Source organism: Ectopseudomonas composti, assembly GCF_001567565.1.
GTDB classification, from domain to species: Bacteria; Pseudomonadota; Gammaproteobacteria; order Pseudomonadales; family Pseudomonadaceae; genus Aquipseudomonas; species Aquipseudomonas composti_A.
Genome location: NZ_LSSW01000024.1, coordinates 144,102 through 165,638 on the forward strand (window position 1 = coordinate 144,102; position 21,537 = coordinate 165,638).

Here is a 21,537-nt window from a genome sequence, read left to right on the forward strand (position 1 = left end):
TGGCCAAGGATTGCCAGCGCACGGCTACATGGACACAGGAAGCCAAAGCCGAGCTAGTTTTTCATCGGTCTGCAACAGCTGCTACGCGCCCGGCATCCACCGGCACCCTCCGCGAGGATGCCATGGGAATTGCCGCCTGCGATCTCAGCCAACATGTGATCCGCCCTACCCTGCTCTATCTCGAACGTCATAGCGCCACGGCCGAAGCACTGCTCCTGGGCGCGGCGGCCTGCCAGTCAGCACTGGGCAGTGCACTGGACACACCACAGGGCCATGGCCTGTATCGCATCAGCGAGCAGCGCCACCAAATACTCTGGGACCGGCACCTGGCCTTGGACCCGGAACTTGCCAGCCGCGTGCGCGGCCTGGCCAGCCAGCATGCCTTTCTCGAAGCCCCGCACCTGGAACTGACGGTCAACCTGCGCTACGCCACGGCCATAGCCTGGCTGTTGATCGAGCGCGAGAACCTGGAGCTGCCAGCGGCCGACGATCTGCTGGCCATGGGCCAAATATGGTGCAAGGTTTTTCAACCGCAGGCACGCCAACACGATTTTCTCGACGCCTGGCAGCGCTGCATCGAAACCGCCAGCCAGGTTGCCTGACCGAATCGTCAGAAAATGACGCCTGAAAGATACGCACATAACCAGACTCATTGTCCGACAATACGCTGTTTTTTCTGGAACTTAACTGCCTTGGCAGGGGTCAGGAAAAACTGTAGCGTGCGCCCCCCGCCTCACCACAGGAGCTTCCCCCGTGAGCAAACGTCTTCTCAAGACCGGTCTTGCCGTCGCCATCACCGCCACCTCGAGCCATGGTTTCGCCAGCGGCTTCGCCATCAACGAGCAGAGCATTTCGGGTATGGGTACTTCGTTCGCCGGGCGCTCATCGTCCGCCGACGATGCCAGCACCGTGTTCGGCAACCCGGCCGGCATGGCCCGCCTCAAGCGTGATGAAATCTATGCGGGTGCTGCCGTCATTCATGCCAAGACCGACATCAGCCACGCCAGTGCCAATGTCGGCGCCCTGGCACTATCGGGTAGCAACGATGGCGACATGGTGCCGACCACAGGCGTGCCCATGGGCTATTACGTCAAACCGCTGGACGACAAGGTCGCCTTCGGTCTGGGTATCTACGTTCCTTTCGGCCTGATGACCGACTACGAGAGCAACTTCCAGGGGCGCTATCACGCCAACAAGAGCTACGTGCGCGTAATCACCATCCAGCCGACCCTGAGCTACCGCTTCAATGACAAGCTGTCGGTCGGTTTCGGCCCCACCTTCAACCATATCGAAGGCGAACTCAGCTCCTCGGTACTCAACCCGCTGAGCCCTGGCAGCAACGATGGCCAGGTGAGGGTCAAGGGTGACGATACCGCTGTCGGTTTCAACGTCGGCATGCTCTATGAGTTCACCCCCAACACTCGCGCAGGCGTGACCTACCATTCGCGGGTGAAATACGAGCTGGAAGGCGATACCCGTGTTTCCGGTAGTGGCGCTCTGGCTGGCGTGGCCGGCAAGTATGACGCCAATCTGGACCTGACCACGCCAGAGTCGGTGGACATGTCGATCACCCACGACCTGACCGATGCGCTGACGCTGCATGTCGGTAGCACCTGGACCCGCTGGAGCCGCTTCAAGGAAATCCGCGTGGAGAACGACTCAGCGACGCTGCCAGCCAACCTCTCCACCATCGTCGAAGAACAGAACTGGCACGACACCTGGGCGCATGCGGTCGGCCTGTCCTACAAGGTCAACCCGCAATGGACGCTGCGTACCGGTATCGCCGTCGATCAGTCGCCGACCAACAACGTCGACCGCTCTCCGCGCGTGCCCTCCGGTGACCGCACCATCTTCAGCGTCGGCGCTGGCTGGAGCCCGACCCAGGACATGACCATCGACGTTGCCTACTCCTACCTGCAGGAGGAGTCGGTGGACGTGAACCACGCCAGCGATACCCGTGGCACCTACCGCGCACGCTACAAGAACAGCGCACACGGCCTCGGCGCCTCGCTCAGCTACCGCTTCTGATCGACCTAGCCCAAGCGGCCACGGACGGCCGCACGCCTCTGCTCGATCAGGGCTGCGAAGCGATAGCCTGCTCCACCGCGGCGATCAGCTCCGGATCGTCCGGCTTGGTCAGGCTGGAGAAACTGGCCACCACCTTGCCCTGGCGGTCGACCACGTACTTGAAGAAGTTCCAGCGCGGTGGCCGGCTCTGCTCGGCAAGGCCCTTGAACAACGCAATGGCATTGGCACCCGAGACCGGCTGCGGCTCGGTCATGGTGAAGGTCACGCCGTAGTTGACGTAGCAGACAGCGGCCGTTTCCTTGCTGTCAGCGGACTCCTGGCGAAAATCATCGGATGGCACGCCCAGCACTTCCAGGCCCTGATCCTTGTATCGCTGGTACAGCGCTTCGAGCCCTTTGAATTGCGGCGTGAAACCGCAGAAGCTGGCCGTATTGACCACCACCAGCGGCTTGCCGGCGTACTGGCAGAGGTCGACGCTGCTGTCCTTGCTGCGCAGTTTGGGCAGCTCGCCCTGGAGCATGGCCGGGCACTCGGCGGCCAGCACCGGCAGTGCCAGGCTGAACAGCAACAGGGAGCAGGCAAGACGGTGAAGAGACATGGCAGTGACCTCAGGCGATAACGCGATCTCACCACGCTACTCGCAGGCCCAGCCTCAGGCAACTAGCAGATGCCGACCCCCAGTTGCAGCAGCGCCAGCCCACCCTGACGCCAGCCCCACCAGGCCAGCGCCAGCAGCACGCCGAAACCCAGCGCCAGGGCACTGAGCGTCAGCACCTTGCGGCTCATGCCGGCGCGCCCTGCAACCGCGCTACCGGCACTTCACGCACCGGCCAGTTGAGCGCGGCGGCCATCAGGCTCAGGCCGATGGAAATCTGCCAGACCAGGTCGTAGCTGCCGGTGGTGTCGTAGAGATACCCGCCCAGCCAGCCGCCGAGGAAAGAACCGAGCTGGTGGAACAGGAACACGATACCGCCGAGCATCGACAGGTTGCGCACACCGAACAGAGTCGCCACGGTGCCGTTGGTCAGCGGCACTGTGGATAGCCACAACAGGCCCATGGCAATGCCGAACAGATAGGCGCTCCACTGCGTCAGCGGTGCCACCAGGAACAGCGTGATCACCACACCGCGCAGCAGATACAGGATGCTGAGCAGACGCGGCTTGGGCATGCGTCCACCGAGCCAGCCGGCGAAGTAAGTACCGAAGATGTTGAACAGCCCCACCAGCGCCAGCACGGTGGTACCTGTCAGCGCCGGCAAATGGTGATCGACCAGATAGGCCGGCAGGTGCACAGCGACGAAGACCACCTGGAAGCCACAGACGAAGAAGCCCAGCGCCAGCAGCCAGAAACCCGAATGGCTGGTGGCCTCGCGCAGCGCCTCGCCCAGCGTTTGCTGCGGACCATTGCTCACTGGGGGCGGCGTTTCCTTGATCATCGCCGCCAGCGGAATCATCAACGCCACCAGCAGCCCCAGGGCCAGCAGTGCTGCCGACCAACCGAGCCAGCCGATCAGCCCAAGGGTGCCCGGCAACATGGCGAACTGGCCGAACGAGCCTGCGGCCGCGGCGACGCCCATGGCCATGCTGCGCTTCTCCGGCGGCACGGCGCGACCGACCACACCCAGAATCACCGAGAACGAGGTGCCGGACAAACCGATACCGATCAACAGGCCGGCACTCAGCGACAACGACAACGGCGAGTCCGACATGCCCATGCAAAAGAGCCCCAGCACATACAGCACGCCACCCGTGACAATGGCCTTGCGTGCGCCAAAGCGGTCGGCCAGCGCCCCGGTGATCGGTTGCGCGATACCCCAGATCAGGTTCTGCAGGGCGATGGCGAAGGCGAACACCTCACGACCCCAGCCAAACTCCGCACTCATTGGCGGCAGGAACAGGCCGAAGCCATGGCGCGTGCCAAGCGACAGCGCCAGGATCAGCGATGCGCCGAGCAACAGCCAGGTGGTTGAACGCCATGCAGTGGTCATCGGTCTCTCCAGCGAACGGCCGTTGGCAGCCGTTAAGGCAGTAAAAATGTGTAGGCCATCAGGCCAATTGTTCGAGCAACTTCATCAACTCGGCACGGCGACCCTCGCCTAGTTGTGCGGTTACCTCGCGCTGCGCCTGCTCCCATAGCGGCAATGCCTGGGCGATGCGTTGCAGGCCGGCTTCTGTGAGCCGTACCTCACGAGCGCGCAAGTCGCGCCCCTCTCCCAGTTGCACCAACCCCTGTTCCTCCAGCACCCGCACATTACGGCCCAGCGTACTGCGATCCAGCCCCATGGCCTCGGCCAGCAGCGAAATGCTCGGCTGCCCGAGCCGGTGTACGTGACGCAACAGGGAAAACTGCGCACCACCAAGCCCGACGGGTGCAAGGGCGTCATCGTAGAGACGGGTAACGCCGCGACTGGCGCGGCGCAGTTGAGTACAAAGACAGGAGGTCGGCAACATGAATGCAGGTATATACCCGCACTAGCGATTCATACTCATACAGTTGCGCACTGCGTCGGCAGAACAGTTGCGTCAGAGGCTCAGCGCAAGCGCTAAAAGTGCGGCGCACTCAGCCAGCTCGACAAGTGCCCCGGCCGTATCGCCCGTGGTGCCGCCGAGGCGTTGCAGCAAGGCGCGGCGCAGCCAGACGAACAGTAACAAGCCCGTCGCCAGCGCCAGCAGCCCCTGCCAGCCGAGCAGCAGCATGCCCAGCAGGTGCAGACCCAGTACCCAAGGCAGTTGCCGACGCGGCAGGTGATCGACCAGCGCCTGGCCCAGGCCGCCGGCGCGCACATAGGGTGTGGTCGCCAGCAACAGCGGCAACAGGCTGCGCCCCAGCCAGGGCAACAATACGAGATAGATCCCCTGCCCGGCCTGCAACAGCGTGAACAATGCAGCGAACTTCAGGAGCAACAGCAGCACCAGCACCACTACCGCAATCGGGCCGCTGCGCGGGTCTTTCATGATCGCCAGGGTCCGCTCGCGGTCGCCGAAGCCACCGACCCAGGCGTCGGCCGTATCGGCCAGGCCATCCAGGTGCAGACCACCGCTCAGCGCCACCCACAGTGCCAGCAGCAGCGCCGCCTGCAACAGCGCCGGTGCCTGCCCCAACAACAGCTGCGCGCCCCACAGAAGCAGACCGAGCAGCAGACCTACGGCGGGATACCAGAGCAGCGAACGGCCCATCTGCTCCGGCGTGGGCATACCCGGCAGTTTGACCGGTAAGCGGGTGAGAAACTGCAGGGCGATCAGCGGTGCGATCATGACGACTCCGTCAGTTGCCCGCTGACATCCAGACTCAGGCGAAAGCGCTGGGCGTAGCCGACATTGACCTGCAGCAGCTCCTGGCGCGGCAAGCCGCGTGCCCGCGCCAGCAACAGGCGCATCACGCCGCCATGGGTGATCACCAGCAGACGCTCGCCGGCATAGCTGCGCTGCAACCGCAGCAAAGCCGCAAGAATGCGCGCCTCGAACTGCAGCAGAGGCTCGCCATTGGGCGGTGTGAATGCATAGGGGTCGGCCCAGAACTGCCCCAGTGCCTCGGCATCACTGTGCATCAGCTCGGCAGCACTGCGCCCTTCCCAGTCACCAAAATGCAGTTCCTGCAGGCCAGGCTCTAGGTGCAGCGGCAAGGCATGAGCGGCGGCCAGCTCCTCGGCAAACCGGGCACAGCGCTGCAGCGGTGAACTGATCAAGCGATCCCAGGGGCCGGCACCCTGCACGGCGCCCCGCAACTGCGCCCAGCCCTGTTCGGTCAGCGCATCGTCCAGGCTGCCGCGCAAGCCGCCGCCCAGCTCGGTCTCGCCATGACGCAGCAATTCCAGATGCAGCATCAGCCTGGCCTCTGCGCCACGGCGGCTTCGGCGAAGGTCGCCATCTGTCCGTGCAGGGCACAGGCCAGACGCAGCAATGGCACGGCCAGCGCAGCACCACTGCCCTCGCCCAGACGCAGGCCCAACTCCAGCAGCGGTTCGGCCTCCAGCGCCTGCAGTACGCGCACGTGACCCGGCTCGGCGCCGTGGTGAGCGAACAGCAGCCAGTCACGGCAGTCAGGGTTCAGGCGCACGGCGAGCAAGGCCGCAACGCTGCAGATGAAGCCATCGACCAATATCGCAATGCCGTGCTGTGCAGCGGCCAGGTAGGCGCCAACGAGCGCGGCGATCTCGAAGCCACCGAGGTGAATCAGTGCCTGCAACGGATCGCCGATCTGCCCCCGGTGCAGTGCCAGCGCGGCGTCGATCACCCGCGCCTTGTGCGCCACGCCAGCGCCGTCCAGTCCGGTACCGGGGCCGGCCAGCTCGCTCGCCGGGCAATTCAGCAGCCAGCAGGCCAGCGCTGCCGCCGCAGTGGTATTGCCAATGCCCATCTCACCGCCGACGAACAGGTCGCAACCGAGCGCACGCGCACGCTGGATGCTGTCGCGACCGGCTTCCAGGCAAATCAGCGCCTGCGCCAGGGTCATGGCCGGAGCGCAGGCGAAGTTCTGCGTACCAGCACCGACCTGCAGATGGCGCACGCCAGGCAATGGCGGCAACGGCTCGGCCGTGCCCAGGTCGATGACCTCCAGCGCGCCATCGAGCTCGCGCGCGAGCACGCTGATGGCCGCGCCGCCGCTGACGAAGTTGGCCAGCATCTGCCCGGTCACCGCCTGCGGAAAAGCGGAAATCCCCTCGGCGACCACGCCATGGTCGCCGGCAAAAATGGCGATACACAGTTTGTCCAGGCTCGGCCGCTCGCGTCCCTGCAAGGCCGCCAGATGAATGGCCAGCGCTTCCAGGCGCCCGAGCGAACCCGCCGGCTTGGTCAGTTGCGCCTGACGGGTCTGCGCCTTGGAGCGAGCGACATGATCGAGTGGCTGACAGGGCCCTTGCCACCATTGCAGACTCATAACGCATCCCCCTTGAGCAGCATGGGCAGCCCGGCGACAGTGAACAGCACACGCTGGCTGCGCTCGGCCAGTGCCTGGTGCAGCCAGCCAGCTTCATCGACATAACGGCGGGTCAACTCGCCGAGCGGCACCACGCCCAGGCCGGTTTCGTTGCTGACCAGCAGGATGCGCCCCGGCAGCTCGCTCACGCAGCCGAGCAATGCCTCTCGCTCAGCCTCGAGCCGCGCCGGATCTTCCAGCATCAGCAGATTGGTCAGCCACAGGGTCAGGCAATCCACCAGCAGGCAACGCCCCGGCGCAGCCTGTTCGCGCAGCACGCGAGCCAGCGCCAGCGGCTCTTCGACCAGCGCCCAGTGGGCCGGCCGCCGCGCGCGATGCTGGGCGACACGTGTGTTCATCTCGCCGTCGAGTGGCTGACTGGTGGCGACATAGACCACCTCCAGCCCCGACTCACCGGCCAGTTTCTCGGCCAACCGGCTCTTGCCGGAACGGGCACCGCCGAGGATCAATTCAAGCATCTTCACTCCGTTGCGTGCGCCGTGCGCACCGTTCAATAGCTCGCGCGTCGCGCACGTCACAGGCCACAGAGAACCCGTAACTGCTCGGTATCCAGGTGCAGCTCCACCTGATCCGCCAGGCGCTCGATATCGCGCTCACGCAGCGCCTGATAATCCACCGCCTGCACCTCGCGCAGCCCGGCCCAGCGCAACAGTGCTGCGAACGCCGGTGGTTGCTCGAACAGGCCATGCAGGTAGGTGCCGAACACCTGGCCATCGGTACTCAGGCCACCGTCGCTGCGCCCGTCATCGAGCTGCACGGCGCCGTTGAGCCCCGGCCCGCGACTGACGCCGGCGTGGATCTCGTAGCCGCTGACCGGCGCCTGCTCCAGGCACAAATGGCCGCGCACGTTGCGCAGCTGTTTTTCCGGCTCCAGCACCGTTTCGAAATCCAGCAGGGCCAGCCCCTCGCTGCTACCCGCTGCGCCTTCGAGGCCGTGCGGATCGTGAATCTGCCGACCGAGCATCTGCAGTCCTCCGCAGATGCCCAGAACCTTCCCGCCATAGCGCAAGTGGCGGGCGATTGCCTTATCCCAGCCCTGCTCACGCAGACGTGCGAGATCGGCACGCACGCTCTTGGAGCCAGGCAGGATAATCAGATCCGCCGGGGGAATGGCCTGACCGGGTCCGACGAAACTCAGGTGCACCTGCGGATGCAGACGCAACGGGTCGAAATCGGTGTGATTGCTGATGCGCGGCAGCACCGGCACCACCACACGCAAGGCCTCATCGTCCTTGGCTTGCTGACGGGTATCGACGGCATCCTCGGCTTCCAGGTGAAAGTCCATCAGGTACGGCAGCACGCCGAGTACCGGCTTGCCGGTGCGCTGTTCGAGCCAGTCCAACCCCGGCTTGAGCAGCGTGATGTCACCGCGAAAACGATTGATCACGAAGCCCCGGATGCGCGCCTGCTCGCTCGGGCTGAGCAGCTCCAGGGTGCCGACCAGATGAGCGAACACACCGCCCTTGTCGATGTCGGCGATCAGAATCACCGGGCAATCCACCGCCTCGGCAAAGCCCATGTTGGCGATATCGCCGGCACGCAGGTTGATCTCGGCCGGCGAGCCTGCGCCCTCGACCAGCACCAGTTCATGGCGCTCCAGCAAACGCGCGTGGGACTCCAGCACCGCCGCCATGGCCACCGGCTTGTAGCCGTGATAGGTCAGCGCCTGCATGTTGCCGATGGCACGGCCGTGGATGATCACCTGGGCGCCCATGTCGCTGTTGGGCTTGAGCAGCACCGGGTTCATGTCGGTATGCGGCTGCAGACCGGCCGCTTGTGCCTGCACCGCTTGCGCTCGGCCGATCTCGCCACCGTCGGCGGTCACGGCAGAGTTGAGCGCCATGTTCTGCGCCTTGAACGGCGCGACGGAAATGCCCTGGCGCCGCGCCCAGCGGCACAGCGCCGTCACCAGCGTGCTCTTGCCCGCATCGGAGGTGGTGCCCTGCACCATCAGCGTAGCCATCAGGGCGTTTCCTCGAGACTCGCCAGGATCGGCGCGCACTCCAGCAGTCCCTGCTCCAACCGCAGCCAGCCTGATTCGTCCGCCGGCAGACCGAAACGCAGGCTGTCCAACTCGGCGAACAGCCGCACCAGGATGCCACGCCGCGCCAGCAGCTCGGCGCAGGGCACGGCGCGACGGGTGCAGCAGAACTGGAACAGCGACGAGCCCCCGGTCGACGGCAGGCCACAATCACGCAGCAGCGCCGTCAGGCGCTCGCCGTCGGCCAGCAGGCGTTCACGCTGACGACGCTGCCCCTCGCCATCGACCAGCAGGCTATGCGCCACGCTGCGCGCCGGGCCGCTGACTGCCCAGGGGCCGAGCAGCACTTGCAGCTCATCCAGCAGCGCCTGGGCGGCCAGGACGAAGCCCAGACGCAGGCCGGCCAGGCCGAAGAACTTGCCGAACGAGCGCAGCACGATCAGCCCCGGCATGTCGCTGTAGGCGGCCAGGCTGTGCTCCGGCGTGCAATCCATGAAAGCTTCGTCGACCACCAGCCAGCCGCCCCGCTCGGCCAGTTCATCGTGCCAGTCGAGCAGACGGGCCGGTTCGATCAGGCGCCCAGTCGGGTTGTTCGGGTTGACCAGCAGCAGCACGTCCAACTGCGGCAGCGCGCGATGCACCGAACCTTCGCTGAGCTTGGTGACACGGTGGCCTTCGCGACGCCAGGCGGCAGCGTGCTCGGCGTAGGTCGGCGCGATGATGCCCACGCTGGCGTCGCGGCGCAGACGCGGCAAGGCCTGGATCGCTGCCTGCGAGCCGGCGACCGGCAGCAGATTGACGGCGCCATAGTAGTCGCGCGCGGCCTGTTCCAGCCCATCGTCCGCTTCGGGCAGGCGTGCCCAGGCCGAAGCCGGGACGGCCGGCAGATCCCAACCGTAGGGCGCCACCCCGGTGGACAGATCCAGCCAGTCTTCCAGGGGGATGCCATAGCGCTGCGCAGCGGCGCGCAGTCGACCTCCATGCTCAAGCAACCCAGACCTCCCATAGGATCAGGCACACCAGCCACAAGCCAACGCCTGCGACGACTCGATTCATCGCCCGCTCGATATCCCGCGCACGCGGCGCCGGCCCCTCGCCCAACTGCGGGCGCTCATGCCGCTCGCCGTGATACTCCGCCGCACCGCCCAGGCTCACGCCGAGGCTGCCTGCACCAGAGGCCATCACCGGGCCAGCATTGGGACTGTCCCACAACGGGGCCTGCTTGCGCCAGCAGCGCAGGGCCAGGGCGGTGCGTCCGAGCAGTGCATAGGTGAGCGCCACCAGGCGTGCAGGAATGTAATTGAGCACGTCATCGATCTTCGCCGCGGCCCAGCCAAAACGCTCGAAGCGGTCGTTGCGATAACCCCACATGGCATCGAGGGTATTGCTCAGGCGATACAGAACCACGCCCGGCGCGCCAGCGACGATGAACCAGAACAAGGCGGCGAACACCGCATCGGAACCATTCTCCAGCACCGATTCGGTACCGGCGCGGGCCACGGCCGTGGCGTCCAGTTCGGCGGTGTTACGGCTGACCATCCAGCCGACGCGCTCACGCGCCAGGGCCAGATCGCCCAGGCGCAACGCCTGCGCCACCGGTTGCGCATGTTCGTACAGGCTGCGCAGGCCAAGGGCGAAGTACAGGGCCAGGATCTCCACCGCCCAGCCCAGTGAGCTGACCTGCGTCAGCAACCAGGTGATCAAGGTCAGCGGCAGCACCGCCAGACACCAGGCCGTGACACCGTGGCTGCGCCAACCGCCGCCGGCAGGATTGAAGCGCTGCTCCAGGCGCTCGGCCAGACGCCCGAAAGCCACCAGCGGGTGCGCGCGCCGGGGCTCACCCAGCGCGGCGTCCAGCGCCACGCCGGCGCAGGTGATCAGCGCCAGGCTCATCGTTCAGTCACCCTGTATTCCCCATCGATTCTCGAACAGCAACTCGGCCAGAGGCCGCGGCTTGGCCCAGCCCTCTTCCACCAGCATCGGTTTTTCGTAAAAGGCATGCACCGGCCCCAGACACAGCAGCGCCACCGGCTTGCTGCCGGCCGGCATCCCCAGCAGCTCGGCGAGTGCCTCGGGGTCGAACAGCGAGACCCAGCCAAGCCCCAGCCCTTCGGCCCGCGCGGCCAGCCAGAGATTCTGAATGGCACAGGCGACCGAGGCCATATCCATTTCCGGCAAGGTGCGTCGTCCGAAGACATGCGCTTCACGCCCGTCCATCAGCGCCACCGCCAGCAGTTCGGCGCAATCGCGGATACCTTCGACCTTGAGCCGCATGAATTCATCCGAACGCTCGCCCAGGGCTTCGGCGGTGCGTACCCGCTCGGCCTCCACCAGCGCATGGGCCGCCTCGCGCAACGGCCGATCGCTGATACGCAGGAAACGCCAGGGCTGCATCAGGCCGACGCTGGGCGCGTGGTGCGCCGCTTCGAGCAGGCGCGCCAGCACCTCGGGCGGCACCTGGCCACCGGCGAAGTGGCGCATGTCACGGCGCTCGGCGATGGCGCGGTACACCGCAGCGCGCTCCTCAAGACTGAAGGCGTGGTCGGTCACGGACGCAACAGCGCAGCGGCTGCCTCCGGGTTGGACGGTAAGTAGAAGTGGATATAGCTGGCGGTGAGTCGACCCAGGCGGTACACCGCCTCGGCCACTGGCTTGCCATTCGGGCAGCGGCCGAGCGCCAGGGGCTGCAATGGACTTTCCAGCCGCGAGTGGTGGTAACTGTGGCCGCGCAGCTCACCCTCCGGCAACGTCACCTCCTGCAGGGCCAGAGCCGTCAGGCGGGCCTGCAATGCCGCGCTGCCGCTGAGCAGACCGAGCATGCGCCCACTGGCGCCCTGTTTGTCGCGCAGCTCATCGAGCAGGTAGAGCATGCCGCCACATTCGGCGAGCAGCGGCTTGCCGGCCCGGTGATGGACACGAATCGCGTCAGCCATAGCCTGATTGCCCTCCAGCTCGGACAGGTACAGCTCGGGATAACCGCCCGGCAGATAAAGGCTGTCCACGTCGGGCAACGTGCTGTCGCTCAATGGCGAGAAGAAATGCAGCTCGGCCCCGAGGGCGTGCAGCAGGTCGAGGTTGGCCTGATAAAGAAAGGCGAACGCCGCGTCACGCGCCACGCCGATACGAACTCCGGCCAGCAGCTCAGGTGGCTGCTCAATCACCGGCGCGGTAAAACTCACTGCCGGCGGCAGGTCGACGTCGGCAGTAGCTGCCAGCGCATCGGCAGCGGCATCCAGGCGCGCGTCCAGATCAGCCAGCTCGTCTGCCTGCACCAGGCCCAGGTGACGGCTGGGCAGCTCCACCGCAGCGCTACGCGGTAAGGCGCCGAACCAGCGAATGCTGGGCGGCAATGCATCGCGCAGGATGTCGCCATGACGGGTGCTGGCCACGCGGTTGCCGAGCACGCCGGCAAAAGGCAGGTCTGGCTGGAAGGTGGCCAGGCCATGGGCCAGCGCACCGAAGGTCTGCGCCATTGCTGCGCCATCGATCACCGCCAGCACCGGCACGCCGAAACGACGCGCCAGATCGGCCGCCGAGGGCTTGCCATCGAACAGCCCCATCACCCCTTCGATGAGAATCAGATCGGCCTCGCCTGCGGCCTGCCACAACAGTCGACGGCTCTCGCCCTCACCGACCATGGCCAGATCGAGCTGGTACACCGGCGCGCCACTGGCACGGGCATGGATCATCGGATCGAGAAAATCCGGACCGCACTTGAATACCCGCACTCGCCGCCCCTGGCGCGTATGCAGGCGCGCCAGGGCGGCAGTCACGGTGGTCTTGCCCTGGCCGGAAGCCGGGGCGGCAATCAACAGTGCCGGGCAGTGACGTGCAGCCATCAGAATTCGACGCCCTTCTGAGCCTTAACCCCGGACTTGAAGGCATGTTTGACTAGGTTCATCTCGGTGACCGTATCGGCCGCCTCGATCATCCCCGGCAAGGCGCCACGGCCCGTCACCACCACGTGCTGCAGCAGCGGCCGGGCCTCGATATCGGCCAGCACCGCGTCCAGTTCGAGGTAGCCATGCTTGAGGGCGATGTTCAGCTCGTCCAGCACGACCAGGCCGACGGACTCGTCGCTGAGCAGGCGCCGAGCCACAGCCCAGGCTTCCTGCGCCTTGGCGATATCACGCTGACGATCCTGGGTTTCCCAGGTAAAGCCCTCGCCCATGACGTGGTAGCTGACCTCTTCGGGAAAGCGCCTGAAGAAGGTTTCCTCACCGGTGCTGGCAGCGCCCTTGATGAACTGCACCACGCCGACCCGGAGGCCATGACCGAGGGCGCGCGCGACCATGCCGAAGGCGCTGCTGCTCTTGCCCTTGCCATTACCGCTGTGCACCAGCAGCAGGCCGTATTCGTCCTGAGCCTGGGCGATCTTCTCGTCGATCAGGGCTTTCTTGCGCTGCATGCGCGCCTTGTGGCGGGCATCGCGTTCGCTGGACTCGTTCATGCTGTGCTCCTGTACATCAGGCACCCGCGTCTGCTGTTGGTTAAACAGCATGAGCGGCGATGAGAAAGCAGGTCGCGATGATCCGCACGTTCTCACCCAGGCGCCAATGGCTGGTCAGGCGAGCGGAAGACAGGAAACACCAACACCCCGGGAAACCGGAGCGTCGGCCGGACAACGCCCTCCGCGATGCCGTGAAATTGCGACAGGCCGGTCTCCGGGCTCGTGAGTGAACCCAAAGGCTCGACACCGCGCCTTCCCGTGCAGAGCACAGTGGCGTTGCAGACTGCGTGAGCGGTGTTTGACTCACCTACCGTTGCGGGGGCAGCGCCGGCATTCGGACCGGCTTCCCTGTTTCACCCCTCATGCGCGATTGACGGCAACTCGGGGCACCTGAAGCAAGGCGCGCAGGGTAGAGGCTGGCAGCCCTGCGCGTCAACGCCGAGACCGCTCAATGCCTGGGCGTGAAGCCCGCCGGCTTGGTGGCCAGCCACTCGACGAAGGTACGCAGACGCTCATCACCCAGCAGCGCGTCGCGGCTGTTGTAGATCAGCGCCAGCTCCTTTTCGCTGAACAGCCGGTGAATCTGGTTATGGCAGGCGCGACAGACCCAGAGCGTGGCCGTGATGCGCGCATGACGAGCGAAGCGTTTCTGCACGTAGGCCTTGTCGTGCAGTGCTTTGGGAATCAAATGATGACGCGTCAGCGCAACCGGCCGTGCGCACAGCTCGCAAGCCTCGGGCTGAGGCGGCAGGCGAATGGGCTCGGCCATGACAGGTCAGGGATTGCGGGCAAGCTCGGGTGTGATCACACGCTTGGCATCGAGGTAGACACGCTGCCAGTAGACGTTGTCGAGACTGTCCAGACGCACCGTACCGCCCGTGGACGGCGCATGTACGAAACGCCCCTCGCCGACGTAGATACCGGCGTGACTGACAGCGCGCCCGCCATTGGTGGCGAAGAACACCAGATCACCGCTTTGCAGCGCATCGCGGCGAACATCCGGAGTGCGCATCGCACTCAGCTCGCGGGTCGAGCGCGGCAGGCGGATACCCGCAGCATCGCGGTATACATAGCCGATCAGACCACTGCAGTCGAAGCCACCCTCAGGCGTGTTGCCGCCATAGCGATAAGGCGTGCCGACCAACCCCAGCGCGCGAAACAACACATCATCAGTACCGCCCTGATAGGCGGAAGAAGACACCGGAGGAATATAGGTCGGCTGAGGAGAAGGTGCGCGGCTGCTACAGGCGCTCAGCAGCAGCACGAGAGAAATGAGGGCAACACGGGTCGTGACGGGCATAAGCGAGGCGATCCAGAGCCTGAATGCGCTCTACTCTGCCGATTCACGACGAACGGCGCAACCCTTGGGTTACGCCGTGACCCATCAGTTGTGGCGCTTGGCGGCGACCTGCTCTTCCACCGGAGCCAGTGCCAGGACGCGCTTGGCCTGCAGGTAACTGCGGTTCCAGTAGCTGTCGTCCAGGCTGTCGATACGCACACCACCGCTGCGGCTGCTGCTGGAGTGGATGAACTGGTCATCGCCCAGGTAGATGCCGGCATGGCTGACGCGACCACGGCCACGGTCGTTGAACAGAATCAGATCACCCGGCTCCAGATCGGCGCGCGCCACCTTGGGCGCGTCCAGCTTGATCAACTCACGGGTCGAACGCGGCAGTTCGAGACCAACTTCCTTGCGGAACAGGTAACCCACGAAACCGCTGCAATCGAAACCAGACTGCACCGAAGTGCCGCCATAGCGATAACGCGTACCGATCAGCGAACGCCCGAGGTCGAGCAGACTGTCAGCCAGCTGCGGCATTTCGTAGGGTTTGTCGTCGGTCAGCGCGGCGATTTCATCGTCGGCAGGCTCAGGCTCGACCTGCTGGGAGAGCGGACGAGCAACTGGCTCGACCGCGGCTTCGCTGATCTGCGGTTGCGGCGCGTGGCCGGCGCAGGCAGCGAGAAAGGCTGTGAGTGCAAGAGGCACGAGGGGTGCGAAGCGTCTTAGCATGGGCACGACCGTGTCGATTGAATTTACAAGCTGGCGAATATGCCCGCTATAAGGCTCATTTGCAAATTCTATCGTTATAAATGTGACCCAGTAGTTTCGCCACACCATCTAAAGCGCCCGACCATTCGCACGGCCGGGCAACTCAGGCGCTAGCCGAGAATCTCGCTCAGCGGGATAAAGCGCAGCATATCCCCCTCGGCCAGCGTGCTGCCTTCCATCACCTCGGCCAGCCCTTCGGCCCAGGCGGCGCTACGCAGCACACCTGAACTCTGATTGGCGTAGGGCACCACCCGCCCCCGCTCTAGGCGTGCCCGCAGGTACTCGCGACGCATGCCCGGCTTGCGCCAGACAAAACCTGCCGGCACCGCGAAACCCAGGGGTTCGACACGCTGCACGCCCAGGCGGCGCAGCATGTAAGGACGCGCCAGCAGGCCGAAGGTAACCAGTGTCGAGGCCGGGTTGCCCGGCAAGCCAATGACCGGAACGCCCTGGTAATGACCGAACGTCAGTGGTTTGCCGGGCTTGATCGCCAGCTTCCACAGCGCCAGCTCGCCGGCCTCGCGCAGGGTCATGCCAAGAAAATCTGCCTCACCGACAGAAACACCCCCCGTGGAGAGAATCAGGTCGACCTCGCCCAGGCCGCCCAGCGCCTCGCGGGTGAGCTGCAGGTCATCGGGAAGGATGCCTGCATCGACCACGCTGCAACCCAGCCGCTGCAACCAGGCGATCAGCAGGCGTCGATTGCTGTTGTAGATCTGGCCCGGCCCCAAGGCCTGCCCTGGCTCGACCAGCTCATCCCCGGTGGACAGCACGGCGACGCGCAGGCGCCGACGCACCGACAAGTGCGCAGCGCCGAGAGAGGCCGCCAGCCCCAGTTCGATAGGCCCCAGACGCGTGCCTGCCGGCAGCACGCAATCGCCGATGCGAGTTTCCTGACCTTGAGCACGGACGTTCTGAGCGACCTTCATCTGCTGGCAAAAATGCACGTGCCCCGCTTCATCGACTTCGACGTTTTCCTGCATTTCCACGGTGTCGGCGCCCTCAGGCAGCGGCGCTCCAGTGAAAATGCGCGCACAGGTTCCTGGCTCCAGGGACGCAGGCGCAGTGCCGGCCTGAATCCGTTGACTGACCGGCAACGGCTGGTCGTTCCAGTCGGCCAGCCGCAGGGCATATCCGTCCATGGCGCTGTTGGCCCAGGGCGGCAGATCCAGCGCTGCGATCAGCGGCTCGGCCAGCACCCGACCATCAGCCTCGGCCAGCGCAACCTGCTCGACCTGCTCGATCGGCGCCGCCTCTGCCAGCGCCAGCAGGCGTTCCAGCGCTGCTTCCATTGGCAACAGGCCGGGGTGATCGCAACCACTCATCCACGGGTCTCGCAGGCAGCAATCTGTTTCAGGTGCGGGACGAAGTTGCAGGGACGGTGCCGCGCATCCAGCTGCTCGCCGAGAATGCCGTCCCAGGCGGTGCGGCAGGCGTTGGTCGACCCCGGCAGGCAGCACACCAGGGTGCCATTGGCCAGACCGGCCAGCGCGCGCGACTGAATGGTGGAGGTGCCGATATCGGCAACGGATATCTGCCGGAACAGCTCACCGAAGCCGTCGACCTGTTTGTCCAGCAAGCAGGCGACCGCTTCCGGCGTGCTGTCACGGCCGGTGAAGCCGGTGCCGCCCGTGATCACCACGACCTGCACCTGGTCCTCGGCGATCCAGGTCGCTACCTGGGCGCGGATCTTGTACAGGTCGTCCTTGAGCAGCACGCGAGCGGCCAGCTGGTGGCCGGCGGCAGTCAGGCGATCAACCAGCAGTTGCCCCGAGGTATCGTTCTCCAGGGTACGCGTGTCGCTGACGGTGAGCACGGCGATGTTCAGCGGCACGAAAACCGCTTCGGCCTTGTGGTTCATGGCAGGCATCCAATTAGTAGACAATGGGCGCTGTTATATCACACAGCCTGCCCTCGGAGACTGCCTGCATGCCCGCTTCCAAAGCCCTTCCCAGCTGCTCGGTACTACTGCTTTCCGGCGGCCGCGGCCAGCGCATGGGCGGCCACGACAAGGGTTTGCTGGAATGGCAAGGCCGCCCACTGATCGCCTGGTTGCATGATCTGACCAGACCAATGAGCGACGACCTGATCATTTCCTGCAACCGCAACAATGAACGCTATGCGCCTTATGCCGATCAGCTGGTCGCCGACGAGGATGAAGACTTCCAGGGGCCGCTGGCCGGCATTCGCGCCGGCATGGCCGCAGCACGCCACGAACAGATGCTGGTATTGCCGTGTGACGCCCCGCTGGTCGATCGCGCACTGATCGAGTCGCTACTGGCGCAATCAGGCAGCCAACCGGTAGTGATTCGCCAGGGTAATTACTGGCAACCGCTGTTCTGCCTGCTCCCCACACGACTGAAGGACGACCTGGAGCAGGCCTGGCAATCCGGCGAGCGCAGCCCACAACGCTGGTTCGGCAAACTGTCCCCCATCGCCGTCGAGTGCCCGGCGGGCGACGCCCGACTGGCCAATTTCAATACACCGGAAACACTGACGGCTCATCCATTGCCTGGCTGAAACACATCTGCCTCGGCGGAACTCATGTGACAGTTTTACGTCTGAGCCAGGGTATAGCATCCCTTTTAGTACCCAAGGAGACAGACCATGAACAAACGGATCATCCCCGCCCTGCTTATGACGATCGGCTTCGCTGTACTGGCCGGCTGCTCCACGCCGTCGGTGATCACGCTGAATGACGGGCGTGAGATCCAGACCGTCGACAAGCCCAACTTCGATGAAGAATCCGGCTTCTACGAATTCGAGCAGCTCGACGGCAAGCGCGCCACGATCAACAAGGATCAGGTGCAGACGGTCAAGGAGCTCTGAACAAGGGCACGTGAGGCGCTACTGAAAGATGCCGGGAACCCAAACCGGCTGACGACTGGATGCTCAGCTCGAAGATTTTTTCAGGCTAACCCCTTGTGCGATAAAAGTTTTTCAGTAGAATACGCCTCATTCGGAGTGTAGCGCAGCTTGGTAGCGCGTCTCGTTCGGGACGAGAAGGTCGCAGGTTCGAATCCTGTCTCTCCGACCAAATCAAAACCCGCCTTAACCGGCGGGTTTTTTATTGCCTGCAATTTGTTGGAATGTTGCGCTCAGCTCAGAAAGGTCACCACCTGCTCGGCATCGAATGGCCAGTTCAGCTCACCACCCGTGTCGCAGCGACGCAGTACCGGGATACGCAATCCGTAGCGTTCGACCATCCCCTCATGCTCGGCGATGTCGATCAACTCGACCAGCAGGCCATTCTCGACGAATGGCATGAGCAGCGCCTCGGCCACCTCGCAGAGATGGCAGCCCAGGGTTCCGAAAAGTTGGCATTCAGGCGTCATGAACGCACCTCACGATCAGCAAGGTGCACAGTTTAGCACCGGCGTCGATCAGCTCGCGTCGGCGTCCTTGCCCGCCTCGCCGGCAACCAGCGACTGCAACCCGTCGAGCAGACTGCGGTTGAGGCTGTCGGCTTTCTCCAGGCGCGGCAGATCGAAGCGCTCATCCAGCGAGAAGCCGCCCTTGAGCAATTCCTTGAGCATGCTGCGCGGCTCCTGCGCCAGCTCACCCGCGCTGCGCAGCGCATCAAGCAATCCCTGAGCGTAATCCTGCAGACCTGTATTGGTCGCACTGGCCCCCTGCCCGGCTACCGAACCATAGGCATCGGTGGCCTGCCGCACGCTGGTCTGGGTCAGGCGCAGCGACATCGACGCCAATTGCTCGCCATCCATGTCCAGTGCCATGGCGCGGTCGAAAGCGCCGGCCAGATCACCAGCATAGAACTTGTCGGAGAGATCCTGAACCTGACCGAACAGCTTCTCCAGCGCCTTGACCTCGTCATCGTCCAGCTCGCCTTCGACGTCCACCTGCCAGCCACCAATGCGCATGCTGCCGGACTGACTGCTACCCGCCACGGTCGCGGACTTGCCATCGCTGGAGGCGGCGAAGCTGCTCTGCGACCAATTGGCCGAAGCCTGCGCCACGGAAATACGCAGACGGTCACCATCGCGAGTGGTTACGGACAGCTCGAAGGTCTCCGCCAGTGCGCTGAAGCGTTCGCTGTAACCGGCCAGAGCGACCTTGTCCGAAGGGCTCTGGGCAGCGCTGCCGAAGCGCTTGTCGAGGTCACCGAAACCATCCTGAATACGCTTGTAGGTGTCATCGATATCGCCGGCTACCTGGCCTTTCAATACGCCCATGCCATCGAGAATCTTGCGTGCCTCGGCGAACCCCTTCTCCACGCCCTCGCGCGCCTGAGACAACAGCTTGTCCAACTTGGCCGGGTCAGCGCCGGCAGCAGCCTCGCTCTGCAAGCGCTGCTCGATGAAGCCCAGAATCCGCCCGGCCACTTTCTCCGGGGTGTAGTCCTCGCGCGACCCAGAGAGCGAGCCCGGCTGTACACCCAGCTTCTCCGCGAGGCGGTTGGCCAGCGTGGCCTGCGCATCGGCGGCGTTGTTACGCGCGGCCATGGACTGGCTGGCTTGCGCAGTACGGGAAGCGGCGGAATTGAGAGAGCTCAGAGGGTTCATGACTGGGTACCTGAATAGGTTATCTGCCGAACTTAACGGCCATCGAAGGGCGAGCTTTAATCTTTATCGACCAACGGTTGCCGACTTTTCTCAACTGCCGTAGCCCCTGCCGGGAATATTCCCGATGGTCGGCAAATCCGAGCAGAGCGCTGCCGAGCGCAAGCTAGAGCCCTCTCAACGATGCCGCCGCCTCGCTCAAAGCCCCGACAGACTAAAGTCTTACAGTCGACTCGCAGGTGAAATGCTTTATTTCACCGCGCCGTAACTGGCCGGTCATTTCGTGGCCGACCTGCTTATAACAACGAGGAGACAACAATAATGAGCAAGACTCCCCTCGCCCGCGCCGTGGCCCTCGCCACGCTGGGCGCCAGCCTCACCCTACCAAGCCTGGCACAGGCCGACTTCATCGGTGACAGCAAGGCCACCCTCGAACTTCGCAACTTCTATATGAACCGTGACCTGCGCGACACCACAGCCGCGCAGCAGTCCAAGCGTGAGGAATGGGCGCAGGGTTTCATCCTCAAGGCCGAGTCCGGCTTTACCGAAGGCACCGTCGGCTTTGGTCTGGACGCTTACGCGGGCCTGGGCCTGAAGCTCGACTCCTCGGACGACCGCGCCGGCACCAACCTGCTGCCCAACGGTTTTGGCGATGAAGGCCCGGACGAGTATTCAGAGGCGACCGGCGCGGTCAAAGTGCGTATTTCAAAGACGGTCGGCAAGGTTGGCGGCCTGATGCCCAAGCTGCCTATCGTGTCCTCCGGCGACTCGCGCCTGCTACCGCAAGTCTTCAACGGCGGCATGATCACCTCGCAGGAATTCGCCGGGCTGACGCTCAATGGCGGTCAGCTGCGTGAAGTGAACTTCCGCAACTCCACCGACAGCCAGGACATCACCGCCAGCAACGTCGGCGGCAAGAGCGACCGTTACAACTTCGGCGGCGGCGACTACAAGTTCAATGGCGGCAATACCACCGTCGGCCTGTGGTACGGCGAGCTGCAAGACATCTACGACCAGAAGCTCTACAACCTTATCCACGTGCAGCCGATTGGCGACTGGAAGCTGGGCGCCAACCTGGCCTACTTCGACTCCCAGGACAACGGCCGCAAGCTCGGCGGCGACGTGGACAACGACCTCACCTCGGTCAATCTCTGGGCCGGTATCGGCGCCCACACTTTCCGCCTGGGCTACCAGAAGGTCGGCGGCGACAACGCCTTCCCCTTCCTGAGCGAAACCGATCCCTACATCGTCAACTACCTGCAGATTCTCGACTTCACCCGCAAGGATGAGAAATCCTGGCAGGCCCGCTATGACATCAACTTCGCCAGCTACGGCATCCCGGGGCTGAGCGCCTTCGTTCGCTACGTCACCGGCGATGGCTTCGACGGCGTCGGCGGCGCGAGTGGCAAGGAATGGGAGCGCGACGTCGACATCAGTTACATCATCCAGCAAGGCCCACTGAAGAACCTGGGCGTGCGCTGGCGTAACGCGATGGTGCGCTCCAACGCGAGCATCGGTGATCTGGACGAAAATCGCCTGATCGTCAGCTACACCATTCCGCTGATGTAA

Annotated in this window: 26 protein-coding genes, 1 tRNA gene and 1 riboswitch; of the genes, 6 read left to right on the forward strand and 21 right to left on the reverse strand. The window is 64.6% G+C overall.

Annotation, left to right across the window (positions count from 1 at the left end; translation table 11 throughout):
- Nucleotides 1–122 precede the first annotated feature (122 nt).
- Both PCLY_RS12665 and PCLY_RS12670 read left to right on the forward strand, forming a co-directional pair.
- A complete protein-coding gene (locus PCLY_RS12665) occupies nucleotides 123–602 on the forward strand; it encodes a hypothetical protein (RefSeq protein WP_061239878.1) in 480 nt (159 codons plus the stop codon).
- Nucleotides 603–753: 151 nt separating this feature from the next.
- Nucleotides 754–2,028 (forward strand): OmpP1/FadL family transporter, encoded by a 1,275-nt coding sequence (locus PCLY_RS12670; protein ID WP_061239881.1) that lies wholly within the window; start codon nucleotides 754–756, stop codon nucleotides 2,026–2,028.
- 46 nt (nucleotides 2,029–2,074) lie between these two features.
- On the opposite strand, the gene PCLY_RS12675 is transcribed toward PCLY_RS12670, so the two are convergent.
- The 19 genes from PCLY_RS12675 to moaB form a co-directional block, all read right to left on the reverse strand.
- The gene (locus tag PCLY_RS12675) at nucleotides 2,075–2,626 is read right to left on the reverse strand and encodes a glutathione peroxidase (RefSeq protein WP_061239883.1); all 552 of its coding nucleotides are present in this window, start codon (nucleotides 2,624–2,626) and stop codon (nucleotides 2,075–2,077) included.
- A gap of 62 nt (nucleotides 2,627–2,688) precedes the next feature.
- Nucleotides 2,689–2,814, reverse strand: coding sequence for a hypothetical protein (locus PCLY_RS25315; RefSeq protein WP_269451537.1), 126 nt, complete (start codon nucleotides 2,812–2,814; stop codon nucleotides 2,689–2,691).
- Complete coding sequence (locus PCLY_RS12680) at nucleotides 2,811–4,016, reverse strand: MFS transporter (protein WP_061239885.1); 1,206 nt, start codon at nucleotides 4,014–4,016, stop codon at nucleotides 2,811–2,813. Before PCLY_RS12680 ends, PCLY_RS25315 begins: the two co-directional genes overlap by 4 nt.
- A 58-nt stretch (nucleotides 4,017–4,074) precedes the next feature.
- The gene (locus tag PCLY_RS12685) at nucleotides 4,075–4,479 is read right to left on the reverse strand and encodes a MarR family winged helix-turn-helix transcriptional regulator (RefSeq protein ID WP_061239886.1); all 405 of its coding nucleotides are present in this window, start codon (nucleotides 4,477–4,479) and stop codon (nucleotides 4,075–4,077) included.
- A 72-nt stretch (nucleotides 4,480–4,551) separates the two neighbouring features.
- Nucleotides 4,552–5,283, reverse strand: coding sequence for an adenosylcobinamide-GDP ribazoletransferase (locus PCLY_RS12690; protein ID WP_061239890.1), 732 nt, complete (start codon nucleotides 5,281–5,283; stop codon nucleotides 4,552–4,554).
- Nucleotides 5,280–5,855: an alpha-ribazole phosphatase family protein gene (cobC, locus tag PCLY_RS12695; protein ID WP_197432184.1), complete on the reverse strand. Its 576-nt coding sequence runs from the start codon at nucleotides 5,853–5,855 to the stop codon at nucleotides 5,280–5,282. The genes PCLY_RS12690 and cobC overlap by 4 nt, the downstream gene beginning before the upstream one ends.
- Nucleotides 5,852–6,907 carry a nicotinate-nucleotide--dimethylbenzimidazole phosphoribosyltransferase gene (cobT, locus tag PCLY_RS12700; RefSeq protein WP_061239896.1) on the reverse strand — a complete coding sequence of 352 codons (1,056 nt, stop codon included), beginning with the start codon at nucleotides 6,905–6,907 and terminating at the stop codon, nucleotides 5,852–5,854. Before cobT ends, cobC begins: the two co-directional genes overlap by 4 nt.
- Nucleotides 6,904–7,425 (reverse strand): bifunctional adenosylcobinamide kinase/adenosylcobinamide-phosphate guanylyltransferase, encoded by a 522-nt coding sequence (gene cobU, locus PCLY_RS12705; RefSeq protein WP_061239899.1) that lies wholly within the window; start codon nucleotides 7,423–7,425, stop codon nucleotides 6,904–6,906. The genes cobT and cobU overlap by 4 nt, the downstream gene beginning before the upstream one ends.
- A gap of 56 nt (nucleotides 7,426–7,481) precedes the next feature.
- Nucleotides 7,482–8,930, reverse strand: a complete 1,449-nt coding sequence (locus PCLY_RS12710) for a cobyric acid synthase (RefSeq protein WP_061239901.1) — start codon at nucleotides 8,928–8,930, stop codon at nucleotides 7,482–7,484.
- Nucleotides 8,930–9,940, reverse strand: a complete 1,011-nt coding sequence (gene cobD / locus PCLY_RS12715; RefSeq protein ID WP_061239904.1) for a threonine-phosphate decarboxylase CobD — start codon at nucleotides 9,938–9,940, stop codon at nucleotides 8,930–8,932. Before cobD ends, PCLY_RS12710 begins: the two co-directional genes overlap by 1 nt.
- Nucleotides 9,933–10,841: an adenosylcobinamide-phosphate synthase CbiB gene (gene cbiB / locus PCLY_RS12720; RefSeq protein ID WP_061239906.1), complete on the reverse strand. Its 909-nt coding sequence runs from the start codon at nucleotides 10,839–10,841 to the stop codon at nucleotides 9,933–9,935. Before cbiB ends, cobD begins: the two co-directional genes overlap by 8 nt.
- A 3-nt stretch (nucleotides 10,842–10,844) precedes the next feature.
- Complete coding sequence (bluB, locus tag PCLY_RS12725; RefSeq protein ID WP_061239908.1) at nucleotides 10,845–11,498, reverse strand: 5,6-dimethylbenzimidazole synthase; 654 nt, start codon at nucleotides 11,496–11,498, stop codon at nucleotides 10,845–10,847.
- Nucleotides 11,495–12,787, reverse strand: coding sequence for a cobyrinate a,c-diamide synthase (locus PCLY_RS12730; protein ID WP_061239911.1), 1,293 nt, complete (start codon nucleotides 12,785–12,787; stop codon nucleotides 11,495–11,497). Before PCLY_RS12730 ends, bluB begins: the two co-directional genes overlap by 4 nt.
- Nucleotides 12,787–13,398, reverse strand: a complete 612-nt coding sequence (gene cobO / locus PCLY_RS12735; RefSeq protein ID WP_061239914.1) for a cob(I)yrinic acid a,c-diamide adenosyltransferase — start codon at nucleotides 13,396–13,398, stop codon at nucleotides 12,787–12,789. The genes PCLY_RS12730 and cobO overlap by 1 nt, the downstream gene beginning before the upstream one ends.
- 188 nt (nucleotides 13,399–13,586) lie before the next feature.
- Nucleotides 13,587–13,807, reverse strand: a riboswitch (cobalamin riboswitch).
- A 39-nt stretch (nucleotides 13,808–13,846) separates the two neighbouring features.
- The gene (locus tag PCLY_RS12740) at nucleotides 13,847–14,167 is read right to left on the reverse strand and encodes a hypothetical protein (RefSeq protein ID WP_061239917.1); all 321 of its coding nucleotides are present in this window, start codon (nucleotides 14,165–14,167) and stop codon (nucleotides 13,847–13,849) included.
- Between the two features lie 6 nt (nucleotides 14,168–14,173).
- The gene (locus tag PCLY_RS12745) at nucleotides 14,174–14,698 is read right to left on the reverse strand and encodes an NlpC/P60 family protein (RefSeq protein WP_061239920.1); all 525 of its coding nucleotides are present in this window, start codon (nucleotides 14,696–14,698) and stop codon (nucleotides 14,174–14,176) included.
- A gap of 84 nt (nucleotides 14,699–14,782) precedes the next feature.
- Nucleotides 14,783–15,409: a C40 family peptidase gene (locus PCLY_RS12750; RefSeq protein WP_061239923.1), complete on the reverse strand. Its 627-nt coding sequence runs from the start codon at nucleotides 15,407–15,409 to the stop codon at nucleotides 14,783–14,785.
- Between the two features lie 149 nt (nucleotides 15,410–15,558).
- The gene (locus PCLY_RS12755; protein WP_061239925.1) at nucleotides 15,559–16,773 is read right to left on the reverse strand and encodes a molybdopterin molybdotransferase MoeA; all 1,215 of its coding nucleotides are present in this window, start codon (nucleotides 16,771–16,773) and stop codon (nucleotides 15,559–15,561) included.
- Nucleotides 16,770–17,309 (reverse strand): molybdenum cofactor biosynthesis protein B, encoded by a 540-nt coding sequence (gene moaB, locus PCLY_RS12760; RefSeq protein WP_061239929.1) that lies wholly within the window; start codon nucleotides 17,307–17,309, stop codon nucleotides 16,770–16,772. Before moaB ends, PCLY_RS12755 begins: the two co-directional genes overlap by 4 nt.
- Before the next feature lie 68 nt (nucleotides 17,310–17,377).
- On the opposite strand from moaB, the gene mobA reads away from it, so the two are divergent.
- The 3 genes from mobA (at nucleotide 17,378) to PCLY_RS12775 (ending at nucleotide 18,485) form a co-directional block, all read left to right on the forward strand.
- Nucleotides 17,378–17,968, forward strand: a complete 591-nt coding sequence (mobA, locus tag PCLY_RS12765) for a molybdenum cofactor guanylyltransferase MobA (protein ID WP_061239932.1) — start codon at nucleotides 17,378–17,380, stop codon at nucleotides 17,966–17,968.
- Nucleotides 17,969–18,055: 87 nt separating this feature from the next.
- On the forward strand, nucleotides 18,056–18,277 hold the full coding sequence (locus tag PCLY_RS12770) for a YgdI/YgdR family lipoprotein (RefSeq protein WP_061239935.1): 222 nt from the start codon (nucleotides 18,056–18,058) through the stop codon (nucleotides 18,275–18,277).
- A gap of 131 nt (nucleotides 18,278–18,408) precedes the next feature.
- A tRNA-Pro gene (locus tag PCLY_RS12775) sits at nucleotides 18,409–18,485 on the forward strand.
- 61 nt (nucleotides 18,486–18,546) lie between these two features.
- Here PCLY_RS12775 and PCLY_RS12780 read toward each other — a convergent pair.
- Nucleotides 18,547–18,783 (reverse strand): glutaredoxin family protein, encoded by a 237-nt coding sequence (locus PCLY_RS12780; RefSeq protein WP_061239938.1) that lies wholly within the window; start codon nucleotides 18,781–18,783, stop codon nucleotides 18,547–18,549.
- Nucleotides 18,784–18,831: 48 nt separating this feature from the next.
- Entirely contained in the window at nucleotides 18,832–19,971 is a 1,140-nt protein-coding gene (locus tag PCLY_RS12785; RefSeq protein WP_061239942.1) for a DUF5610 domain-containing protein, read from the reverse strand.
- 318 nt (nucleotides 19,972–20,289) lie between these two features.
- Between PCLY_RS12785 and PCLY_RS12790 the strand changes: the two genes are divergently transcribed.
- On the forward strand, nucleotides 20,290–21,537 hold the full coding sequence (locus tag PCLY_RS12790) for an OprD family porin (RefSeq protein WP_061239944.1): 1,248 nt from the start codon (nucleotides 20,290–20,292) through the stop codon (nucleotides 21,535–21,537).

Bases quoted from the DNA above. Each gene is read 5' to 3' on its own strand.
- PCLY_RS12790 (WP_061239944.1), top strand. From the start codon at position 20,290: ATGAGCAAGACTCCCCTCGCCCGCGCCGTGGCCCTCGCCACGCTGGGC.
- PCLY_RS12785 (WP_061239942.1), bottom strand. From the start codon at position 19,971: ATGAACCCTCTGAGCTCTCTCAATTCCGCCGCTTCCCGTACTGCGCAA.
- cobO (WP_061239914.1), bottom strand. From the start codon at position 13,398: ATGAACGAGTCCAGCGAACGCGATGCCCGCCACAAGGCGCGCATGCAG.
- PCLY_RS12680 (WP_061239885.1), bottom strand. From the start codon at position 4,016: ATGACCACTGCATGGCGTTCAACCACCTGGCTGTTGCTCGGCGCATCG.
- mobA (WP_061239932.1), top strand. From the start codon at position 17,378: ATGCCCGCTTCCAAAGCCCTTCCCAGCTGCTCGGTACTACTGCTTTCC.
- PCLY_RS12740 (WP_061239917.1), bottom strand. From the start codon at position 14,167: ATGGCCGAGCCCATTCGCCTGCCGCCTCAGCCCGAGGCTTGCGAGCTG.
- PCLY_RS12685 (WP_061239886.1), bottom strand. From the start codon at position 4,479: ATGTTGCCGACCTCCTGTCTTTGTACTCAACTGCGCCGCGCCAGTCGC.
- PCLY_RS12750 (WP_061239923.1), bottom strand. From the start codon at position 15,409: ATGCTAAGACGCTTCGCACCCCTCGTGCCTCTTGCACTCACAGCCTTT.
- moaB (WP_061239929.1), bottom strand. From the start codon at position 17,309: ATGAACCACAAGGCCGAAGCGGTTTTCGTGCCGCTGAACATCGCCGTG.
- PCLY_RS25315 (WP_269451537.1), bottom strand. From the start codon at position 2,814: ATGAGCCGCAAGGTGCTGACGCTCAGTGCCCTGGCGCTGGGTTTCGGC.
- cobU (WP_061239899.1), bottom strand. From the start codon at position 7,425: ATGCTTGAATTGATCCTCGGCGGTGCCCGTTCCGGCAAGAGCCGGTTG.
- PCLY_RS12780 (WP_061239938.1), bottom strand. From the start codon at position 18,783: ATGACGCCTGAATGCCAACTTTTCGGAACCCTGGGCTGCCATCTCTGC.
- cobT (WP_061239896.1), bottom strand. From the start codon at position 6,907: ATGAGTCTGCAATGGTGGCAAGGGCCCTGTCAGCCACTCGATCATGTC.
- PCLY_RS12690 (WP_061239890.1), bottom strand. From the start codon at position 5,283: ATGATCGCACCGCTGATCGCCCTGCAGTTTCTCACCCGCTTACCGGTC.
- PCLY_RS12730 (WP_061239911.1), bottom strand. From the start codon at position 12,787: ATGGCTGCACGTCACTGCCCGGCACTGTTGATTGCCGCCCCGGCTTCC.
- cbiB (WP_061239906.1), bottom strand. From the start codon at position 10,841: ATGAGCCTGGCGCTGATCACCTGCGCCGGCGTGGCGCTGGACGCCGCG.
- PCLY_RS12745 (WP_061239920.1), bottom strand. From the start codon at position 14,698: ATGCCCGTCACGACCCGTGTTGCCCTCATTTCTCTCGTGCTGCTGCTG.
- PCLY_RS12770 (WP_061239935.1), top strand. From the start codon at position 18,056: ATGAACAAACGGATCATCCCCGCCCTGCTTATGACGATCGGCTTCGCT.
- PCLY_RS12665 (WP_061239878.1), top strand. From the start codon at position 123: ATGGGAATTGCCGCCTGCGATCTCAGCCAACATGTGATCCGCCCTACC.
- PCLY_RS12710 (WP_061239901.1), bottom strand. From the start codon at position 8,930: ATGGCTACGCTGATGGTGCAGGGCACCACCTCCGATGCGGGCAAGAGC.
- PCLY_RS12675 (WP_061239883.1), bottom strand. From the start codon at position 2,626: ATGTCTCTTCACCGTCTTGCCTGCTCCCTGTTGCTGTTCAGCCTGGCA.
- PCLY_RS12755 (WP_061239925.1), bottom strand. From the start codon at position 16,773: ATGAGTGGTTGCGATCACCCCGGCCTGTTGCCAATGGAAGCAGCGCTG.